We start from the raw sequence: 16389 nt of genomic DNA, 5'->3' as shown, positions 1-16389 counted from the left end.
TTATGAAATTTGGTCGCGCCTATTGCGAACAGCTTGAAAAAAACCTCTCGCCTTACCAAGCTAGAGAACTCTACACCGATGAAGATGGTGATCACTACGACGAGGTACTCACTTTTCTTTGTGAAGATAAAAATTGCCGAAGCGCTCTAACACCAGTCGGCATTTACATGACGCGCAAATCTAAGCGAGCTCTCCACTTTCGCACCAAGGACGAACATAAAAACGGCTGCAATTTTTTAGAACTTGTTGACACAGACGGAAAACCTCGCAAGCCATCGCTAAACGAAGATGACTATAAGGTCAGTGCATTTCCGAGCGAATTTAATTTGACCCCACCAAAGCGAAAATCAAATGGAGGGGGGTCAATCGTCGATAGTGACGACGATGCAGGTTCAACAGGGGGCGGAACAGCTGGGAGCAGTGGAGGGGCCCGGCGCAAAACGAGCAGTAAGACACGCTATCTAGACCTGGTGGTCGACTGCTTTTTATCTGGCGACGACGAAAGTAAGAAGGGGCTATTTACGATCGGCGCAAAAACAAAACCATTCCAACGTTTTTTCAAAAAAGTGGAATACTTTGGAGATGAAGCCGGCCTTATTTATTACGGTATTATTGACAGGTTAGAGTTTTACCCAGGAATTGGTATCGGTATTCGCTTTAATAAACGAGTAGAGGTCGCTGACTCTTACCACCGTATATGGGTAAATGTTCCATTGGCCAAAATAGATCAGTCACGCCGAAAAAAAGCATTCATGGCTGAAATCACAGAACTGAAGAAAGCGTTCGATCAGAAGGAAGAGGTGCTTGCCTTTTTTGTAGGAGCCTATCCAATTAAAACGGCCATTACGTTGAAGGAAGGAGATACGTTTGATATCTATCAAGCTGAGCTATCAAGCATCGATCACTTGTCATTGACGTTCCCTTAACGGCCTATACCAAGGGGGAAATTGTCCCAATTGGTATCCATCTAGGTATCCACGGTTTGGGGCTGATTCAATGTGGATGCCCTAGATGGTGACCATTCGCGATGACCAGAACAGGTGACCGCTCACCCCAGGTCACTGACGTATTAAACCCCCTTTGCCGAAACACCCCATGGAAGTCTGACGCCCAGTTCCGGCCGGCGTGTTTCGCGCAGCCTTTCACGCACGTTCGTCGCGCACCTGGTCAATGCGCGAAGCCATCGCCCGGCAGGGATTCACGCATCCTTCAAGCACGTAGAGTGCGCGAAATTCCTGTGGGAGCGAACTGTGTGCCGATGGTACGCAGCCAAGTACACACCATCAGTACGCACTCGCCGATGCGTACCAGCACCAAGTTCGCACTGAGGTTCGCACCCTGTTACGCGAGGTTGGTGCGACCCGGCCAGTGGTTACCACGCTGGTTACCACGGAAAGTTACCAACGCAAGCGGTTGCCAGCCGCTGGTTTCCACTGTGGTTTCCACGGTATTGCAGTGGTTTCCACTGGCAACCTAAGCTTCTAAAAGGATTGCTGAGGAGAGCTTTTGATGCAGAACTGACATCAGCGCGGCAATCAGCGGGCTATTGTCACTGGCAAAAATCGGGGTAATGAGTTTTGGTCCCTTTGCATCGCGGGAAACGCTTACAGCCCCAAAACTTCCCGCCGGCATTTTTGCCTACCCTGGCGGTTCGTACCGACATACTTCCGCCACAAATTGGGCATTTAACTTTGGGCGAACTCTTTGGATGAGCTGCCTTTGGGCGCGATACCGGGCTATTCGCTGGCGACGGAATAACCTTCAAATTGATGTTAGGTCTTTCGGTGGCGGTGGTGGTGGTGGTGGTGGTGGTGGTGGTTGGAATTTCGCTATTTGCTCGAAGCTTGGCTAGCCACTTTTCCCGCCCTGCGCTGTATGCGACCACTGCCCAGACAGTCGCACCAATGCTAAGCAAGAATTTTATAACACCAAATGTTCGATCAACCCCGCCATGCGAGGAACATGCGCCTCGTCGACCTATCGACGCAGAAGCCCAACCGTCACTACAAACGGCTCCGCCAACAAGAATCGACAACAAGATCATCGACCCCAGAAAGACGATTATTCCCACAAGCCAGGTCCGGTCCTTGGAATACAAAATCAGGTCCCTCATCACACATTATCGGGATCGGGCGTACTCACCCGAACAAATTGGCACGTTGATATCACATCGAATTTGAATGGTCATCAATAGCTGTTTGGCCGTGCCGGTCTTGAGTGATGAAACCAACACGTTGGCGCCGCCACCTACTTTGACCACGCTTTGACGGAATGTGAGACAGGCATGAGACAAAACCCGCGCCTGGTCAGCGTCTGAGGCTTTATCCATGCGGGGGGCCGTCAAACAAGCAGGCTTGATCGCCTCATACCCCAGACAGACCCCAGACGGATTCTGGGCATCCCCATCGAAGTGATCCCGAGAGCCGAGATGCGGGTGCTACGCTTCCTCGAAACACGGAGAGCCACGATGACGGACACAAAATTGATCGCCAGCCTTTTCGATCGTCTGAATCAGAACCAGCTCGCCTTGGGCGCCGCGGTTGAAGAACTTTCCAACTGGGTTGAGCAGCGCGGATCGGCAGACATCGCCAGCAATGTGCGCGGCACGCTCGAAACGCTCGAAGAGAACCTGGTGTTCATTCGCCAGGGCATCGCTGAACTGACCGTCGCCGGCGGTCAGGGCAAGGCGTGAGGAGCCCAGGATTCTGGACAGGCACTGGACGGTTGACGCGTTGGCAGGCTGGACGACTCCACCTGGATGCCACAGCCAGCGCGGGCGGCGTCAGATCGGACAGCAGACCAGATATCTGTCGCGTCCAGAAAACGGGCGAGCCTTACGACAGTGATCATGGTGGTTGGTCGCACTCGGCCGCACATGGGAAAACCCTTGACCAAGTCTTGACGAAATTTTTGACAGGGTTTGACGGATTTCCCCAACGCCGCCATCGGCTGGCACGCTGAAAGTCAAGCAGGGCAACGCTTTGCGGAGATTCGCGCAGCTTGGCCAGCGCCAGCCTCGTCAAAAATTCCAGAGGTGGCTGACAAGGTAACTGCTCGATCAATCGTCAGGCCCAGGCCTGCGGGATGGGGTGGTGAAACACCGGGTCAGTAAATCCTTAGCGCTCCAAGCAATACTAGACAGGCCCTTGATGGATTTTCATCGACAGACGCAGCTCACGCACGCGCCGCCTCCAGCGTGAAAGGCAGCGGGCTAGCGCTCGATGCTCGTCAAGTATTTACCGGGGCCTTCTTCGACCTGACAACTGGCCGGAGTAGGCGCGGTTCATTTGCAATCATGGCGCTCATTTGAGCAAATGGGAGTGGTACGAATTTTTCAGGTCCCCTTCGTCTGTCGGCATGCCACATGTGCCCCACATCACCAGGGCAATGGTATTTCGCGCTTTGAGACAGTCACAACCCCGATGGGACGTTCAAAGCTGCCGCCCTTGCGCTGTATGCCGGCGAATCGGATATCGCAATTTTTCGGGTCGACTGAACTAGAGGCCCGCGAAATACGCCTGAAATTTTTTACGTTAACGGCCTCGACTCCGAGCGAAAAGCCGTGCAACATCGCGCGAAATGAGAGGACTAATAGCTATCGACAGACTAGGAGGTCTAAGCAATGCCGGCACCTCGCGCACTCCCCCTTTCGGCAGGGGGAATAATACTTGTCATCCAATCACCAACCTATTTTAGATTTGAAGCCTAATGTCAATTATTAATAAATTAGTCATAAAAGGCTTTAAATCTATCTGGCAAGATACTTTGGATCTTGGTCAGATGAACGTATTTATTGGCACGAACGGAGCAGGCAAGAGCAATCTCTTAGAAGCAATAGCTATGCTTTCATCGTCCCTAGAGGGAGGCATTGACTATGAGAAATTACAGAAGCGCGGCGCCAGACTCTCATCATCAGCTATTTTTAGAAGTGCCTTTCGCAATAAAAATAGAACCAGCGCCTTACAGCTTATGGCTGACTTCGGCGACATATCTTATTCTATGGACGTTAATGCCGCAGATGGGTTCCGATATCTGGCCGAATCGGTAAAACTCAATGGAAAAGCAATAGCGGGACGCTCCAATAAAGGCGCGCGAATTTACAACTCTCCGCTTCAATCAAAACTCGACAATACAAAAAGCATCTTTCCTTACTTAGACGCTTTCAAAACCATAAATTCTAATCTCGACGAAGAAGACATTCTTGCCCCACTTACTTCACTGATGGATTACGCTATCTTTGCACCGACCACGCCGATACTGAGAGGGGTTGAAACAGATTCGAGTGCAAAAGATCCTCTTGGATTATATGGCGGTCGATTAGCAGAAGCGCTTACGGAAATGCTTCGAGCAAAAGACAGAGACCCTGAACTACTTAGTTTTTTTAGATTATTGAATTGGGTGCAAAGCTTTACAACCACGGATGAGACTGACCCCGAACTTATTTCTGGGCAGATAAACATCTCTGGTCGAAAAATTCGCTACCAGGATAAGTTCATGAAAACTAACTTCAATAAGCTTTATGCTTACGATGTTAGCGAAGGGGCACTGTACGTTATTTTCATGCTGGTTCTTTTAACACACAAGAAGTCGCCTAATATTTTTTCTTTGGACAATATCGATACCGCTTTGAACCCGGGGCTTGTACGCGACCTAATGGCTCAGGTGGTCCGAATTCTTAAGAAAAATCCGAACAAGCAAGTGTTTCTCACCACGCACAACCCTAGCACTTTAGACGCTCTAGATCTTTTTGATCCATCACATCGGTTGTTCGTGGTTGAGCGTGACAAAGATGGGCATACGAAGAGTCGGAGAATTATGCCCCCCTCCGACATGACAAAAGAACAATGGGAAAGCCAGTTTTTCGGCATGAAACTTTCAGAAATCTGGCTATCAGGTGCCATAGGCGGGCTGCCAACGGGGTTCTAAATTGAACAAAAAGTATTTGCTGGTCTCGGAGGGCCCCACGGATCACGTGGTGATTAAGGAAGTTGCAAATAAAATTTCAACTAGCCTAGGCAGACAAATCGATATCATTGAGCTTTCACCCCAGAGGGATGCGACAAGTGGAACGTATCCGGCTCATGGATGGAGTGCAATAAAGTCTTGGTGTACTAAATTTAGCCAAAAAAACGCGGCAGATGTCGCACATCTTCCTCAAATGGCACAGCAGTATTTACTGCGTCAGAACTGGCGAGCTCTTCTTGCATTTAACAATGCAGAAGGAATAATTATCCAGCTTGATACCGACATTGCTCACCATCTAAGTGATATTGCTCCGTATGCACCTGGCACCTGTAGAAAAACTCATTGCAACAGCAATGTTTTGTTCTGGCTTAAAGAACCGGCGGCCTCAGCTCAACTATATCTGGCGTTGACATCTTACGCGATAGAAACCTGGCTGCTAGCAACGATCCCCCCGAGCAATGCTGTTTTTAATGATCTACCCCCTAATTTCGACTATGAAGAGATTTCCAACGTCGAAGACAGATTGATAGCCTTAGGGTTTGCGTCTGCTCAAAAAAGAGGCCGTTCAAGGATAAGGAAAAGTCCTTATACAATTTACGAGCCCTACGGAAAGCTCATAGCTAATCAGCTCGCCTCCGTTCGTCAGCGTTGCTCGGCTGCTGATGATTTTTGCCGGCACCTAGAGTCTTAACTGGTTCATCTAGACGCTCGCCCGGCGCTCCCCCTCTCAGGGTACGGAGCCTCGGCGAGTCATTAGGGAATGCGCTTATAGGCGGCCTGCTGGAACTGCCGGGATCTCGGTAGTTTTCCATCACCTGCCCTACCGAAATGGGAGGTCAGGACGTTGGTGCGCCTCCTCGAGTAGCTATTCCGGATGCGCGGCTACAATCTTCTTGCAACCAAAAAAATGCTAAACCGCTCATAGTCCAGTCAGCAGTTACGTTGCGCGACTAACTCGCAGACATCCACGTTAGGGAAACTGATGACAAACCGTCCATATGCAGAATTTTATGTTCCGCTATTACTGCTTGCCGCAACGCCCCTTGCCGCGTTTGGCCTACCGGCTTTGATTACTTGGATCTCACCCACTGTCGCGTTGATATTGGCGGCAATGCTCTTTGTTGTTTCAGGTGTGCTTGCATACCGGGCGATCAAAACCAAAGCTGTACGAGGGCGCGGTGGCCAAGGCGGCACCGCGACAAGCATTGGTGACAGCAACGATGCATTAGGTGGGGACGGAGGCGCTGCGAATGGAGGTACTGGCGGCGATGGGGGAAATGCAACCGTCCAAGGGACAAGATCAGTTGCAAAGGGCGGCCATGGTGGAGCTGGCTAGATCACTGCAATCGGCTTGCTCGGATCATCCGTAGGTTTGGCAAAATGCTCTAGAAGCACTCGAGCGAGTTCCGCCGCAACGCTCGGCGAAAGAGTCACAGCGTGAGTGAAAACCGGAGAGCGCTCACTTTCATTGGTGTAAGGCCCGCTATTTCCAAAAGCAATTCGAACTTGCTCAGGCGCTTCTCCTGAAAACATGAATGTCGAGGCTGCAAATTCTTGTATCCCCGGACGGAATAATGCCTCCCATTGAGCCAGCGACAGTCCTTGTACGATTTGCAATTTATCAGTCATATCTCCCTCAGAATGTAGATCCGAATCTATGAAAAAAATAACGCAAGGAACCGGTGGAGCCGGCGGCCAAGCCGAAGTCGAAGGTGATGATAGCACCGCCCTCGGAGGGCACGGCGGCGAAGCGGTCATTGGAGATGGCGGCCCGGGAGGTAAGGCTCGCGTAAAGGGTGACAGGAGCACGGGAGTGGGCGGCAAAGGTGGACGCGGAGGCGTGGGGCCAGGTCAGCCCGGTGGCGATATCCTAATCGAGCAGGACGATGTATTCATGGCAGGCGGGCAAGGTGGCGAATCAAGTCAAATTGATGGCAGAGGTGGACGTGGTGGTCGATCCTGCGGGGCTCATCTTTTTGGTTTCACTACTCGCGCGCACATAAAACCACCCTATGGGCATCCTCAAAATGAGCCTGGACGTGGTGGAGATGCTCCAGATACTCCGCAATACATGGCACGCAAGCTACTAGTCATGGGACTAAAGGAAAGATATTTCATCGAAAAATCGATCACACCATGCGATCTAGAGGCGGTCTGGTACGACCGGACAATTGTCGATCTCAACTGGTTAAATGAAACACTGCGCATCCGCGGGTACCGCTGGCAAGTTTCAACTGTCGATGATGAGTACGAGTTTTCAGATATCGCTAACTGAGCAGCCATAGAAGAATCCCTTGAATAACCACTCCCCTTGACAAGAACGCCTCAGCGTGTGGGGATTGATCCAGGGCGTGGTTGTGACCGCACCATTGCGCCTTCGGTGATGGCGGCAATATGGGTTTACCGTTCGTCGGGGTTTGGCAGAGTAAATCAGCCCCACTTCGGCCACCGCTGGCGTCCTCAATTTGGAGCAGCATTTCAGAAAGAGAGTAGATTTGTGAGTAGATTCACGCACAACAACTGCCAAAGCCCTTTAAACTCGCGCTCTACAGTCAACTGTTCGATTCCGTCTCTGGCACCAAATACCGAAAACCCTGAATCGCAAGATTCAGGGTTTTTTTATGCCTGGGATTTGATAACGACAATCCACCGCAGCACAGCTGCCGGAAAACAATCACGCTTTAGTACGCCGCCTCGATGATGGCACCATGCTATTATTTTCCCCGTGCATGGAATAAAGCCGACATTGATCCCGATGCCCCGCATCCGAATCAGCCGATACAGGATAGAGACAGCGCAAGGAGTGCGTGCATTTCACCCCTCCCCGCAAAACACTGCCCTCCCCTGTTCGACGACACGAAGCCAGCCTTCCAGGCACGCTCCCTTCTCGAAAGTCCTGAACATGGAACAGTTATGTCTGACATCAATGAACTGAAAGACAAGATCAACACCAAAACCTTGAACATGGTCCTGCTGTCGATTGCGACCGCCGGGATCTACTTGCTGTTGTGGTTGTACAAGAGCAACCAGAAGATCAACGAAACCACGAAAATCAAAGTGGTCGACGACACCTACGTCATCTGGGTCGCCGTCTGCCTTGGCTGGAGCGGCGCGCTGTCGAACCTGGGTGACGTGTTGTTCGACTCGCTTTCCGGCATTTTGCTGATCGCATTGAACGCGCTGTACATCGTATGGGCCTTCAAGGCAAAAAACGCACTGTCGGAATACGCCCTCAACGAGCACAAAATCGACCTGCGCATGAACGGGTTCTATACCTTCTTCCTGAACATTTTTTACGTGAACTACTGCATCAACGACTTGCCTGAAGAGCAGCGTAAACAACTGATCCTGCGTGGCCAGACGACGCAAGCCTGATCAACTGGCGAGGGGCAGTCTCGAAGGACTGCCACCGTCACTCATCACCCTTCCAGTTGAACACCAGATTACGCACCCCAGCGCTGCCGACATCTGTCGTGTCACGCTTTTCCTCACCATTACGGGTGGCGACCACGGTGTACTTGCCGGCCGGTAACTGGACGTAAACCAGAGGCCCTGCCTGACTGAGTGTCAGCACTGATTGACCTTGAGCACTCTGGATAACCAATTCAACATCCGGTACATATTTGCCCTCCGGCCCAATGGAAAAGGTCATGTGCAGGTTGTAGCCGGTCGCTTGCTGAATGGCCTTCGCTTCATCCTCGCCAATACCGCCGGACAGATAGGTAATCCCGTTCTGTTCCTGGCGCTGAATCTGCACGCCTGTGCTGTCGATGGGCTCCAGGCTCGCGGCCCCTGACATGGCGGGAAACATCAGCACACCGATGGTGGCGATGGAAAACATGAGGGAATGGATGGACTTCATGATGGTGGCTCCCGGGTTCCGCAGAACCCAATTGTTACTCCTTTTGGATTTCTCGCTGGATGCTCAAGTTTTAGATTGATTGGTACTTGGGCTCACTGCGAAATGGACTACACGTTGTATTCCTCAAGCACGCATTTCAGTCAGATCGCTCCTGCAAAACGAATCCGGCATTTCCTGCGGATATCCCGGCCGCGCCCTGCATCGCCGCCCTGCACTCTTTTGCCATCCTCTTTCGCCTGTTCCTCCAGCTGCGGAAGACTTCATGAGCATGGTCAAAACCGAAAACACCCAAGACCCACAACTCGCTTCTCTGGTGGGCAACCTTGGCGAATTGATACGTCAGGCGCGCCAGAAAGTGCTGCGAGCGGTCGATACCGTTCAGGTGCAAACCTGCTGGCAGATTGGAAGGCATATTGTCGAGTTTGAGCAGGAGGGGGCTCGACGGGCGGGTTATGGCAAACAGCTGCTGTCTACGCTGGCGAAGGTACTGACAGCGGAGTTCGGGAAAGGCTTTGACGAAACCAATTTGCGAAAAATGCGCCTGTTTTATCAGGCGTTTCCAATTCGAGACGCACTGCGTCTCGAATTGAGCTGGACCCACTACCGCAGGCTGCTGCGAGTCGACAGTGATAAGGCGCGCAAGTGGTACATGGACGAATCTGCCAACCAAAACTGGTCAAGCCGAGCTCTGGAACGACAGATCTCTACCCTCTACTACGAGCGCCTGCTACTGAGCCGGGACAAGTCAACGGTGATGGAGGAAGCCGCTACGAACATCCATGCGATAAACGACAGTCCTAGGGAATTTATTCGGGATCCCATGATGCTGGAATTTCTCGGCCTGCCCAATACAGGAATTGTTCTGGAAACCGAACTTGAACAAGCACTCATCGAGCAGCTTCAGGGTTTCCTGCTCGAGCTGGGTAAGGGTTTCGCTTTCATCGCTCGCCAACAACGCATAAACACCGAAGGCAGGACTTTCTATATAGATCTGGTGTTCTACAACTACCTGCTCAAGTGCTTCGTCATCTTCGATCTCAAGCGAGGCGAATTAACTCATCAGGATGTTGGACAGATGGACATGTATGTACGCATGTACGACGACCTTAAGCGCAAGGAAGCAGATGGTCCAACCGTCGGCATCATTCTTTGCGCTCAAAAAAACGAGTCAGTGGTGCGCTACTCAGTGTTACAGGGCAATGACCAACTGTTCGCCAGCAAATACAAACTAGTGCTGCCCAGCGAAGATGAACTACGTGCTGAGCTGGATCGAGAACGGGCGGCAATCGAGGAGCGACTGCTTGATCTGATCCCCTGATAAACACGGGCGGATTGTTCACACGCGGTGTGAGGACTATCGTTGGCAACTACCCGCAAAGGTCCAAAGCCGATGAATTTGCAGGACATGCCTTCACTGGCACCGACTCAGATCGAATTGTCGCTGACCAACGATACTGCTGGCGAACCGTTCAAGGAGCCCGCCGCAGACGCCTTCATCCTCGGCGGCTTCACTTGGCGGCACGCCTCTCAGGACCGCGCGCGCCCAGTCGTCATCATCAACGCGGCCACCTCGGTTCGTTGCCGGCATTATTCGCGCTTCGCCGACTACTTGTTCGCCAACGATTTCGATGTCATCACTTATGACTACCGCGGCATCGGCGAGTCGCGCCCAACGTCGCTGAATGGGTTGCAGGCGTCATGGTCCGATTGGGGCGCGCTGGATTTCGAGGCGATGCTCAAGCGCGCGCAGCGCGAATTCCCAGGCCAGCCCATCGATGTCGTCGGCCACAGCTTTGGAGGCTGTGCAGCGGGTCTGGGAGCGTCCGGGCATTTGATTCGGCACTTGGTGACAGTCGGCGCGCAATTCGCTTACTGGCGCGACTATGCGCCCGCCCATCGCTGGCGGATGTTCGGCAAGTGGCATGTGGTGATGCCGTTGATGACCCGGCTTTACGGCTACTTCCCCGGCAAACGCCTCGGCTGGCTGGAGGACACGCCCGCTGCGGTGGTTCGCGACTGGAGCACCCCCACTGCGCGCTACGAAACGCGGCCCAGTGGTCGCCTCATGCACGCTAAAACCGGCCGACTTCCCTTTGCATCAGTCACCGCAAAAACCCTGGCCATCAGCATCAGCGACGACCCATACGGTACGATTGCCGCCATCGAGCGCCTGCTCGGCTACTTCACCCACAGCACAAATACCCACCTGCGAATCGCCCCCGAAGACATCGGCGAAGAAGAAGTCGGACATTTCGCCTTTTTTCGCAGCGCATACCAAGCCACACTATGGCCCATTGCATTGTCCTGGCTGCAGACCGGCGAACTGGCCCCCGACACACCCGGGCGGCGCGTGCCACGCAGCTGATGGACTTGCCCACTCAACGAAATACGGAACGACCCCCATGGCCTCCGCCAACAAGCAGCAAAAACGCGCCACACGCGCCAAAGCCAAGGCCAAGCAGAACCGCACCCAACGGGCCGCCGCGCCGGTGGAACTGGACCCGAATGACGATCGCATCGACTTCGAATCGGTGGACCTGACTGAACTGTTCAAGAAAATGATCGACGCGGAAAAAATCAGCCAGCAAGCGATGTGCATGGCCTTCCTCGAAGACCCGCTGCTGGAACTGGTGTACGAGCAGGAAGGCGAAGAAGGCGCGATGGATTTCATCCTCGCAGCGCTGATCGAATATCGCCAATGGTCCACCGAAGTCGATGAAGCCGGCGCCCTGGCGTGGATCGAATCGCCAGCCTTCCAGGCTGACTATGTCGCGGCGTCCGACGTCATTGCGGCCCAAACCCAACAGAAAGCGAACTGAATTTAATGGCATCCCTGAACAAACAGCAAAAACGCGCCAAACGGGCCAAGATCAAAGCCAAACAAATCAACATCCACGGCCGCAAACCCGCCGCACTGGACGATGACCTGGGCGAAATCGGCGAGCCGATCCCGGAATACACCCTGGCGATGTTCAGCAAAATGCGCGACGCCGAAGCCATCAGCCGCAATGACATGCTGCTGGCCCTGCTGTCGGACCTCGCCGGGATCATCAGCGACCACCCCGAACTGCTGGACATGGAAAACGCCGACAACGAAGCCATGGCCGCCACTCACCTGGCCGCCGACATGCTGATCGACTACCGCATGTGGACCGATGGCATGGACCGCGATGCCGCACAGGCGTGGCTGACCGATCCGCAGTTCATCACTGATTTTGGCGATGCGCTGGACAGCTATCGTCAGTCGCTGGATGCGCAGGAAGAAAAGAGCGAATAAATACTCGCCCTTGAAAGCAAAAACGGCCGCTCGTCATCACTGACAGCGGCTGTTTTTTTATATCCATTTCCAAAGCTCATCGACCTCTCGTCATCGGATAGGTATATCCCATTGACATATCCCAATAGAGATCTATTCTCTGGACTCAGACACCAGTAAAAACGCAGGAGGCCACAATGGAACAGACTACCCTTTTCATGAGCAATCGAAGCCAGGCTGTCCGTCTGCCGAAAGCTGTGGCGATGCCAAGTGACGTCAAACGGGTCAACGTATTTGCCATCGGTCGGGCTCGCATCATTACGCCTGCAGACGAGACATGGGATAGCTGGTTCGATGGAGATAACGTCAGCACAGATTTTATGACTGATCGCCAACAACCCGCCGATCAGGAGCGTGAGTCGTTCTGATGATCAAGTTCATGCTCGATACCAATATCTGTATCTTCACCATCAAGAACAAACCGCAAATAGTCAGAGAAGCTTTCAACTTGCATGACGGACAGTTATGCATCAGCGCGATTACGCTGATGGAGTTGATCTACGGTGCCGAAAAATCAGCGACCCCCGAAAAGAACCTCGCGGTAATTGAAGGCTTCACAGCCCGCCTTGAAGTTTTCCCTTTCGACAATGAAGCAGCCGCGCATACCGGAATGATACGGTCCGAGCTAGCGAAGGCCGGAACGCCCATTGGTCCCTATGACCAAATGATTGCCGGACATGCGCGCTCACGAGGGTTAATTGTCGTCACCAACAATCTGCGTGAGTTCGAACGGGTGCCAGGATTACGTGTAGAGGATTGGGTTCATCCCGATTGAATCGAATAAAGCTAACGAAAAAAAACGGCCGCTTGTCATCACTGACAGCGGCCGTTTTTTTTAAACCTTCAAACAACAATCAGGCAGCAACACCTTCCAGACGCGGAATATCAAAACCCAGCTTGGCGCTGGCATAACCCAGTTCGCCTTTGGCGATGGACTGAGCCTTGTAGCCGGCATCGATCAGGTCCTTAACGTACAGCTTGTTGTAGATGAACATGAACACCAGGTTGCTGAGGCTGAACGTGAAGCAGGCCACGACGAACATGATCGCCGCCCACTTGAAATCACCACGGAACAAAGCCGGGAAAAAGCCAAAGAAAAACACGGTCCACGAGAAGCCGATTGGCGCTTCTTTCATGGCTCCGGTGTTAGGGTTTTTGAACACAACCGATGTAAACGCCATGCCTGTCTCCTTGATGCCCCAATGGGTTGGCTGGATGGCCGGGCTCTCCATGCAGCGCTTTAAACGGCAAGCACACGCAAATGCATCTGTGACTCGCGTCAGATGAGGGAGCAGGCAAGAAAGGGTCGGGGCTTTAGCCAGGAAGGCTGGGGGCGTCGAACAATCCGTGTCCTGAAACTCCATCGCACCCCGCAACAGCGAGATACACATTCGGCGAGAAGGCTACTATCTAGCCATCACTGTGTCCATCAGGTAAACGCCCGATCACTCGTCTGAATGAAAACAAAAACGACCGCGATCATTTCTGATGGCGGTCGTTTCTGTGTTTCTACAGTGTCAGAACACTCAGCGCGCAACCGCTGCGATCAACTGCTCGTTGCGACGACGGCGCGCTACGAACAAGCCCGCAGCCACGACCAACAAGCTCAGCAGACCTGTCGCGAGGATCTCGACGCGGTGGGCTTCCTGGAACAGCATGATGGTCAGGGCCGCGACGATGAAGATGATCACCGCATAGGTCAGGACCGGGAACAGCCACATGCTGAAGGCGATTTTTTCGCCGCGAGCCATACGTTGTTTGCGCATACGCAGCTGCGAAATCGCGATCACCAGGTACACCAGCAGCGCGATGGCGCCGGAACTGGCCAGCAGGAATTCGAACACCGCAGCCGGGGCTACGTAGTTGGCGAACACGGCAAGGAACGCTGCGCCAGTCGACAACATGACGGCCCAGTACGGCGTGCCGCTCTTGTTGGTGCGTTGGGAAACGGCCGGCGCATCACCGCGCTTGCCCAGGGAGAACATCATGCGTGAAGCGGTATAGAGCGCCGAATTCAGGCAGCTGGTCACAGCGACCAGCACCACGATGTCGACGATCAGCTTGGCATTCGGGATGCCCATACGCTCAAGCACGGTCTGGTAGGAACCCACAGCGGCCAGTACCGGATCATTCCATGGCACCAGGGCCACGACGATGAAGATCGACACGAGGTAGAACAAACCAATCCGCCAGATCACCGAGTTGGTGGCCTTTGAGATTTGCTGGCCCGGGTTCTTCGATTCCGCGGCCGCGATGGTCACGATCTCGGTACCCATGAAGGAAAACATGGTGGTCAGAATAGCGCCCAACACCGCGCCCATGCCGTTTGGCAGGAAGCCCTGGGTGTCGAACAAATGCGAAACGCCGCTGACCTGGCTGTTCGGCAGGTAGCCGAAGATCGCCATGATGCCAAGTGCGATGAAACCGATGATCGCGATGACTTTGACCAGGGCGAACCAGAATTCGAATTCACCGTAGTTCTTCACGCTGAACAGGTTGGTCACTGTCAGCAGCAAAGTGATGACCAAAGTGAAGGCCCAGATCGCCACGTTGGGAAACCAGGCATGCAGGATGGTCGCGGCGGCATTGGCCTCCAACGGGATCACCAATACCCAGAACCACCAGTACAACCAGCCGATGGTGAAACCGGCCCAGTGACCGATCGCGCGATCGGCGTAGGTCGAAAAAGAGCCCGTGTCTGGCGAGGCGACAGCCATCTCGCCGAGCATGCGCATGACCAGCACCACCAGAGCACCGGCGGCGGCGTACGCCAACAGCACGGCCGGGCCTGCGGCAGCAATGGCGTGGCCGGAGCCGACGAACAGGCCGGCGCCGATAACCCCGGCGATCGACAGCATGGTCACATGACGCGGTTTGAGCCCCTGTTCGAGGCCATTGGAGCTTGGGTTACTGCTCATTGAAACTACCTTTGTAAGGGAAAGCGATTTGCATCCATCCCGTCCGGCGTTCCTTCTCGTAAAAAGAAACCAACAGGGCGTTCCATATTCTGCACGCAATAATTGCGCCAAAATGTTTCAAACTCCCGAAGCACGGGGCCTGCGGCGTGACCGGACAGTCATCGCAAGTCATTGAGATTAATGGCAATTCGCCAGAGCGTTACCCTGCGACCCACTTTGAGAACGAAACAACGCACCAGAAACACACCCAAAAATGAGTCGACGCACAATAAAAGTGCAGATCAGGAACGTTTGGCCGGTTAGCGCTTCCAACACCCCGTCAAAGCTGGCAACATCGCGCCCTTTTTTACGCGACACCCGCGGGGCAGCTGGTTCAAACGGCTGTTCGGTTGATAGCAGCGCGACAGTCTGCTGTACCGATGCGACAACCTGCCACATGCCACCCGTTTACCGCCCGTAGCGCTGTTGGCTGCCATTCGAACGCTATGCTAGCTTGGCCGCCTCGCCAGGAAGGCCAACCAACAGCAGGAGCGAAACACTATGAGGAACGCACATGGCTGAGGCCACGCCCGCGCTTGAAATTCGCAACTTGCACAAACGCTACGGACAGCTCGAGGTGCTCAAAGGCATCTCGCTGACCGCCCGCGACGGTGACGTGATCTCGATCCTGGGTTCTTCCGGTTCCGGCAAGTCCACATTCCTGCGTTGCATCAACCTGCTGGAAAACCCGCACCAGGGCCAGATCCTGGTGGCCGGTGAAGAACTCAAGCTCAAAGCCGCCAAGAACGGCGAACTGGTGGCTGCCGACGGCAAGCAGATCAACCGTCTGCGCAGCGAGATTGGTTTTGTGTTTCAAAACTTTAATCTGTGGCCGCACATGAGCGTGCTCGACAACATCATCGAAGCCCCGCGCCGGGTGCTCGGCCAGAGCAAGGCCGAAGCCATCGAAGTCGCCGAAGCCCTGCTGGCCAAGGTCGGCATCGCTGACAAGCGTCACGCCTATCCTGCGCAACTGTCCGGCGGCCAGCAACAACGCGCGGCCATCGCCCGCACGCTGGCCATGCAGCCCAAGGTGATCCTGTTCGACGAACCGACTTCCGCCCTTGACCCGGAAATGGTCCAGGAAGTACTTAATGTCATCCGCGCACTGGCCGAAGAAGGCCGCACCATGCTGCTGGTCACCCACGAAATGGGCTTTGCCCGTCAGGTGTCCAGCGAGGTGGTGTTCCTCCACCAGGGCTTGGTAGAAGAGCAAGGATCGCCACAGCAGGTGTTCGAAAACCCGCTTTCGGCACGCTGCAAACAATTCATGTCCAGCAACCGCTAAC

The 16389-nt window shown here is 53.8% G+C and carries 18 protein-coding genes; 13 read left to right on the top strand and 5 right to left on the bottom strand.

The window, feature by feature from the left end; all coding sequences use genetic code 11:
- The first annotated feature begins 2 nt into the window (after positions 1-2).
- Positions 3-926: a hypothetical protein gene (locus RHP74_RS01935; RefSeq protein ID WP_311100416.1), complete on the top strand. Its 924-nt coding sequence runs from the start codon at positions 3-5 to the stop codon at positions 924-926.
- 623 nt (positions 927-1549) lie between these two features.
- On the opposite strand, the gene RHP74_RS01930 is transcribed toward RHP74_RS01935, so the two are convergent.
- Positions 1550-1663: a hypothetical protein gene (locus RHP74_RS01930; protein ID WP_208491900.1), complete on the bottom strand. Its 114-nt coding sequence runs from the start codon at positions 1661-1663 to the stop codon at positions 1550-1552.
- Between the two features lie 804 nt (positions 1664-2467).
- Here RHP74_RS01930 and RHP74_RS01925 point away from each other — a divergent pair.
- The 3 genes from RHP74_RS01925 to RHP74_RS01915 all read left to right on the top strand — a co-directional run bounded on the left by RHP74_RS01925 (position 2468) and on the right by RHP74_RS01915 (position 5656).
- Positions 2468-2692: a hypothetical protein gene (locus tag RHP74_RS01925; protein ID WP_311097505.1), complete on the top strand. Its 225-nt coding sequence runs from the start codon at positions 2468-2470 to the stop codon at positions 2690-2692.
- A 1016-nt stretch (positions 2693-3708) separates the two neighbouring features.
- On the top strand, positions 3709-4926 hold the full coding sequence (locus RHP74_RS01920) for an AAA family ATPase (RefSeq protein WP_311097503.1): 1218 nt from the start codon (positions 3709-3711) through the stop codon (positions 4924-4926).
- Between the two features lie 49 nt (positions 4927-4975).
- Positions 4976-5656 (top strand): hypothetical protein, encoded by a 681-nt coding sequence (locus RHP74_RS01915; protein ID WP_311097501.1) that lies wholly within the window; start codon positions 4976-4978, stop codon positions 5654-5656.
- A 641-nt stretch (positions 5657-6297) separates the two neighbouring features.
- Here RHP74_RS01915 and RHP74_RS01910 read toward each other — a convergent pair.
- On the bottom strand, positions 6298-6594 hold the full coding sequence (locus tag RHP74_RS01910; protein WP_311097499.1) for a hypothetical protein: 297 nt from the start codon (positions 6592-6594) through the stop codon (positions 6298-6300).
- A 184-nt stretch (positions 6595-6778) separates the two neighbouring features.
- Between RHP74_RS01910 and RHP74_RS01905 the strand changes: the two genes are divergently transcribed.
- Positions 6779-7240 (top strand): hypothetical protein, encoded by a 462-nt coding sequence (locus tag RHP74_RS01905; protein ID WP_311097498.1) that lies wholly within the window; start codon positions 6779-6781, stop codon positions 7238-7240.
- A 638-nt stretch (positions 7241-7878) separates the two neighbouring features.
- Positions 7879-8340 (top strand): DUF4234 domain-containing protein, encoded by a 462-nt coding sequence (locus RHP74_RS01900; RefSeq protein ID WP_077747585.1) that lies wholly within the window; start codon positions 7879-7881, stop codon positions 8338-8340.
- 37 nt (positions 8341-8377) lie between these two features.
- Here the strand turns inward: RHP74_RS01900 and RHP74_RS01895 are convergent, their stop codons facing one another.
- Positions 8378-8827, bottom strand: coding sequence for a hypothetical protein (locus RHP74_RS01895; RefSeq protein WP_010464612.1), 450 nt, complete (start codon positions 8825-8827; stop codon positions 8378-8380).
- 262 nt (positions 8828-9089) lie between these two features.
- Between RHP74_RS01895 and RHP74_RS01890 the strand changes: the two genes are divergently transcribed.
- The 6 genes from RHP74_RS01890 (at position 9090) to vapC (ending at position 12918) form a co-directional block, all read left to right on the top strand.
- Positions 9090-10145 (top strand): PDDEXK nuclease domain-containing protein, encoded by a 1056-nt coding sequence (locus RHP74_RS01890; RefSeq protein ID WP_311097495.1) that lies wholly within the window; start codon positions 9090-9092, stop codon positions 10143-10145.
- Positions 10146-10217: 72 nt separating this feature from the next.
- Positions 10218-11192 carry an alpha/beta fold hydrolase gene (locus RHP74_RS01885; protein WP_311097493.1) on the top strand — a complete coding sequence of 325 codons (975 nt, stop codon included), beginning with the start codon at positions 10218-10220 and terminating at the stop codon, positions 11190-11192.
- A 37-nt stretch (positions 11193-11229) separates the two neighbouring features.
- Complete coding sequence (locus RHP74_RS01880) at positions 11230-11646, top strand: hypothetical protein (RefSeq protein ID WP_010464618.1); 417 nt, start codon at positions 11230-11232, stop codon at positions 11644-11646.
- Between the two features lie 5 nt (positions 11647-11651).
- Positions 11652-12104 carry a hypothetical protein gene (locus RHP74_RS01875; RefSeq protein ID WP_154911946.1) on the top strand — a complete coding sequence of 151 codons (453 nt, stop codon included), beginning with the start codon at positions 11652-11654 and terminating at the stop codon, positions 12102-12104.
- Positions 12105-12280: 176 nt separating this feature from the next.
- Positions 12281-12511 (top strand): type II toxin-antitoxin system VapB family antitoxin, encoded by a 231-nt coding sequence (gene vapB / locus RHP74_RS01870; protein ID WP_083375253.1) that lies wholly within the window; start codon positions 12281-12283, stop codon positions 12509-12511.
- The gene (vapC, locus tag RHP74_RS01865) at positions 12511-12918 is read left to right on the top strand and encodes a tRNA(fMet)-specific endonuclease VapC (protein ID WP_010464625.1); all 408 of its coding nucleotides are present in this window, start codon (positions 12511-12513) and stop codon (positions 12916-12918) included. Before vapB ends, vapC begins: the two co-directional genes overlap by 1 nt.
- 79 nt (positions 12919-12997) lie before the next feature.
- On the opposite strand, the gene RHP74_RS01860 is transcribed toward vapC, so the two are convergent.
- Both RHP74_RS01860 and gabP read right to left on the bottom strand, forming a co-directional pair.
- Positions 12998-13324 (bottom strand): hypothetical protein, encoded by a 327-nt coding sequence (locus RHP74_RS01860; RefSeq protein ID WP_010464627.1) that lies wholly within the window; start codon positions 13322-13324, stop codon positions 12998-13000.
- Positions 13325-13669: 345 nt separating this feature from the next.
- Complete coding sequence (gabP, locus tag RHP74_RS01855) at positions 13670-15061, bottom strand: GABA permease (RefSeq protein ID WP_311097489.1); 1392 nt, start codon at positions 15059-15061, stop codon at positions 13670-13672.
- Positions 15062-15614: 553 nt separating this feature from the next.
- Here gabP and RHP74_RS01850 point away from each other — a divergent pair.
- Positions 15615-16388, top strand: a complete 774-nt coding sequence (locus RHP74_RS01850) for an ABC transporter ATP-binding protein (RefSeq protein WP_007897462.1) — start codon at positions 15615-15617, stop codon at positions 16386-16388.
- The last annotated feature ends 1 nt before the right edge of the window (position 16389 follow it).

The organism is Pseudomonas sp. SG20052 (genome assembly GCF_031766055.1).
GTDB classification, from domain to species: domain Bacteria; phylum Pseudomonadota; class Gammaproteobacteria; order Pseudomonadales; family Pseudomonadaceae; genus Aquipseudomonas; species Aquipseudomonas mandelii.
The sequence above is the reverse complement of the archived record's forward strand: the minus strand, read 5'-3'. Positions and strand labels throughout refer to the sequence as shown.

Coding starts and splice junctions, on each gene's coding strand:
- RHP74_RS01890 (WP_311097495.1), top strand. CDS start 9,090: ATGAGCATGGTCAAAACCGAAAACACCCAAGACCCACAACTCGCTTCT.
- vapC (WP_010464625.1), top strand. CDS start 12,511: ATGATCAAGTTCATGCTCGATACCAATATCTGTATCTTCACCATCAAG.
- RHP74_RS01925 (WP_311097505.1), top strand. CDS start 2,468: ATGACGGACACAAAATTGATCGCCAGCCTTTTCGATCGTCTGAATCAG.
- RHP74_RS01850 (WP_007897462.1), top strand. CDS start 15,615: ATGGCTGAGGCCACGCCCGCGCTTGAAATTCGCAACTTGCACAAACGC.
- RHP74_RS01920 (WP_311097503.1), top strand. CDS start 3,709: ATGTCAATTATTAATAAATTAGTCATAAAAGGCTTTAAATCTATCTGG.
- RHP74_RS01935 (WP_311100416.1), top strand. CDS start 3: ATGAAATTTGGTCGCGCCTATTGCGAACAGCTTGAAAAAAACCTCTCG.
- RHP74_RS01930 (WP_208491900.1), bottom strand. CDS start 1,663: ATGTCGGTACGAACCGCCAGGGTAGGCAAAAATGCCGGCGGGAAGTTT.
- RHP74_RS01895 (WP_010464612.1), bottom strand. CDS start 8,827: ATGAAGTCCATCCATTCCCTCATGTTTTCCATCGCCACCATCGGTGTG.
- RHP74_RS01875 (WP_154911946.1), top strand. CDS start 11,652: ATGGCATCCCTGAACAAACAGCAAAAACGCGCCAAACGGGCCAAGATC.
- RHP74_RS01880 (WP_010464618.1), top strand. CDS start 11,230: ATGGCCTCCGCCAACAAGCAGCAAAAACGCGCCACACGCGCCAAAGCC.
- gabP (WP_311097489.1), bottom strand. CDS start 15,061: ATGAGCAGTAACCCAAGCTCCAATGGCCTCGAACAGGGGCTCAAACCG.
- RHP74_RS01885 (WP_311097493.1), top strand. CDS start 10,218: ATGAATTTGCAGGACATGCCTTCACTGGCACCGACTCAGATCGAATTG.
- vapB (WP_083375253.1), top strand. CDS start 12,281: ATGGAACAGACTACCCTTTTCATGAGCAATCGAAGCCAGGCTGTCCGT.
- RHP74_RS01900 (WP_077747585.1), top strand. CDS start 7,879: ATGTCTGACATCAATGAACTGAAAGACAAGATCAACACCAAAACCTTG.
- RHP74_RS01910 (WP_311097499.1), bottom strand. CDS start 6,594: ATGACTGATAAATTGCAAATCGTACAAGGACTGTCGCTGGCTCAATGG.
- RHP74_RS01860 (WP_010464627.1), bottom strand. CDS start 13,324: ATGGCGTTTACATCGGTTGTGTTCAAAAACCCTAACACCGGAGCCATG.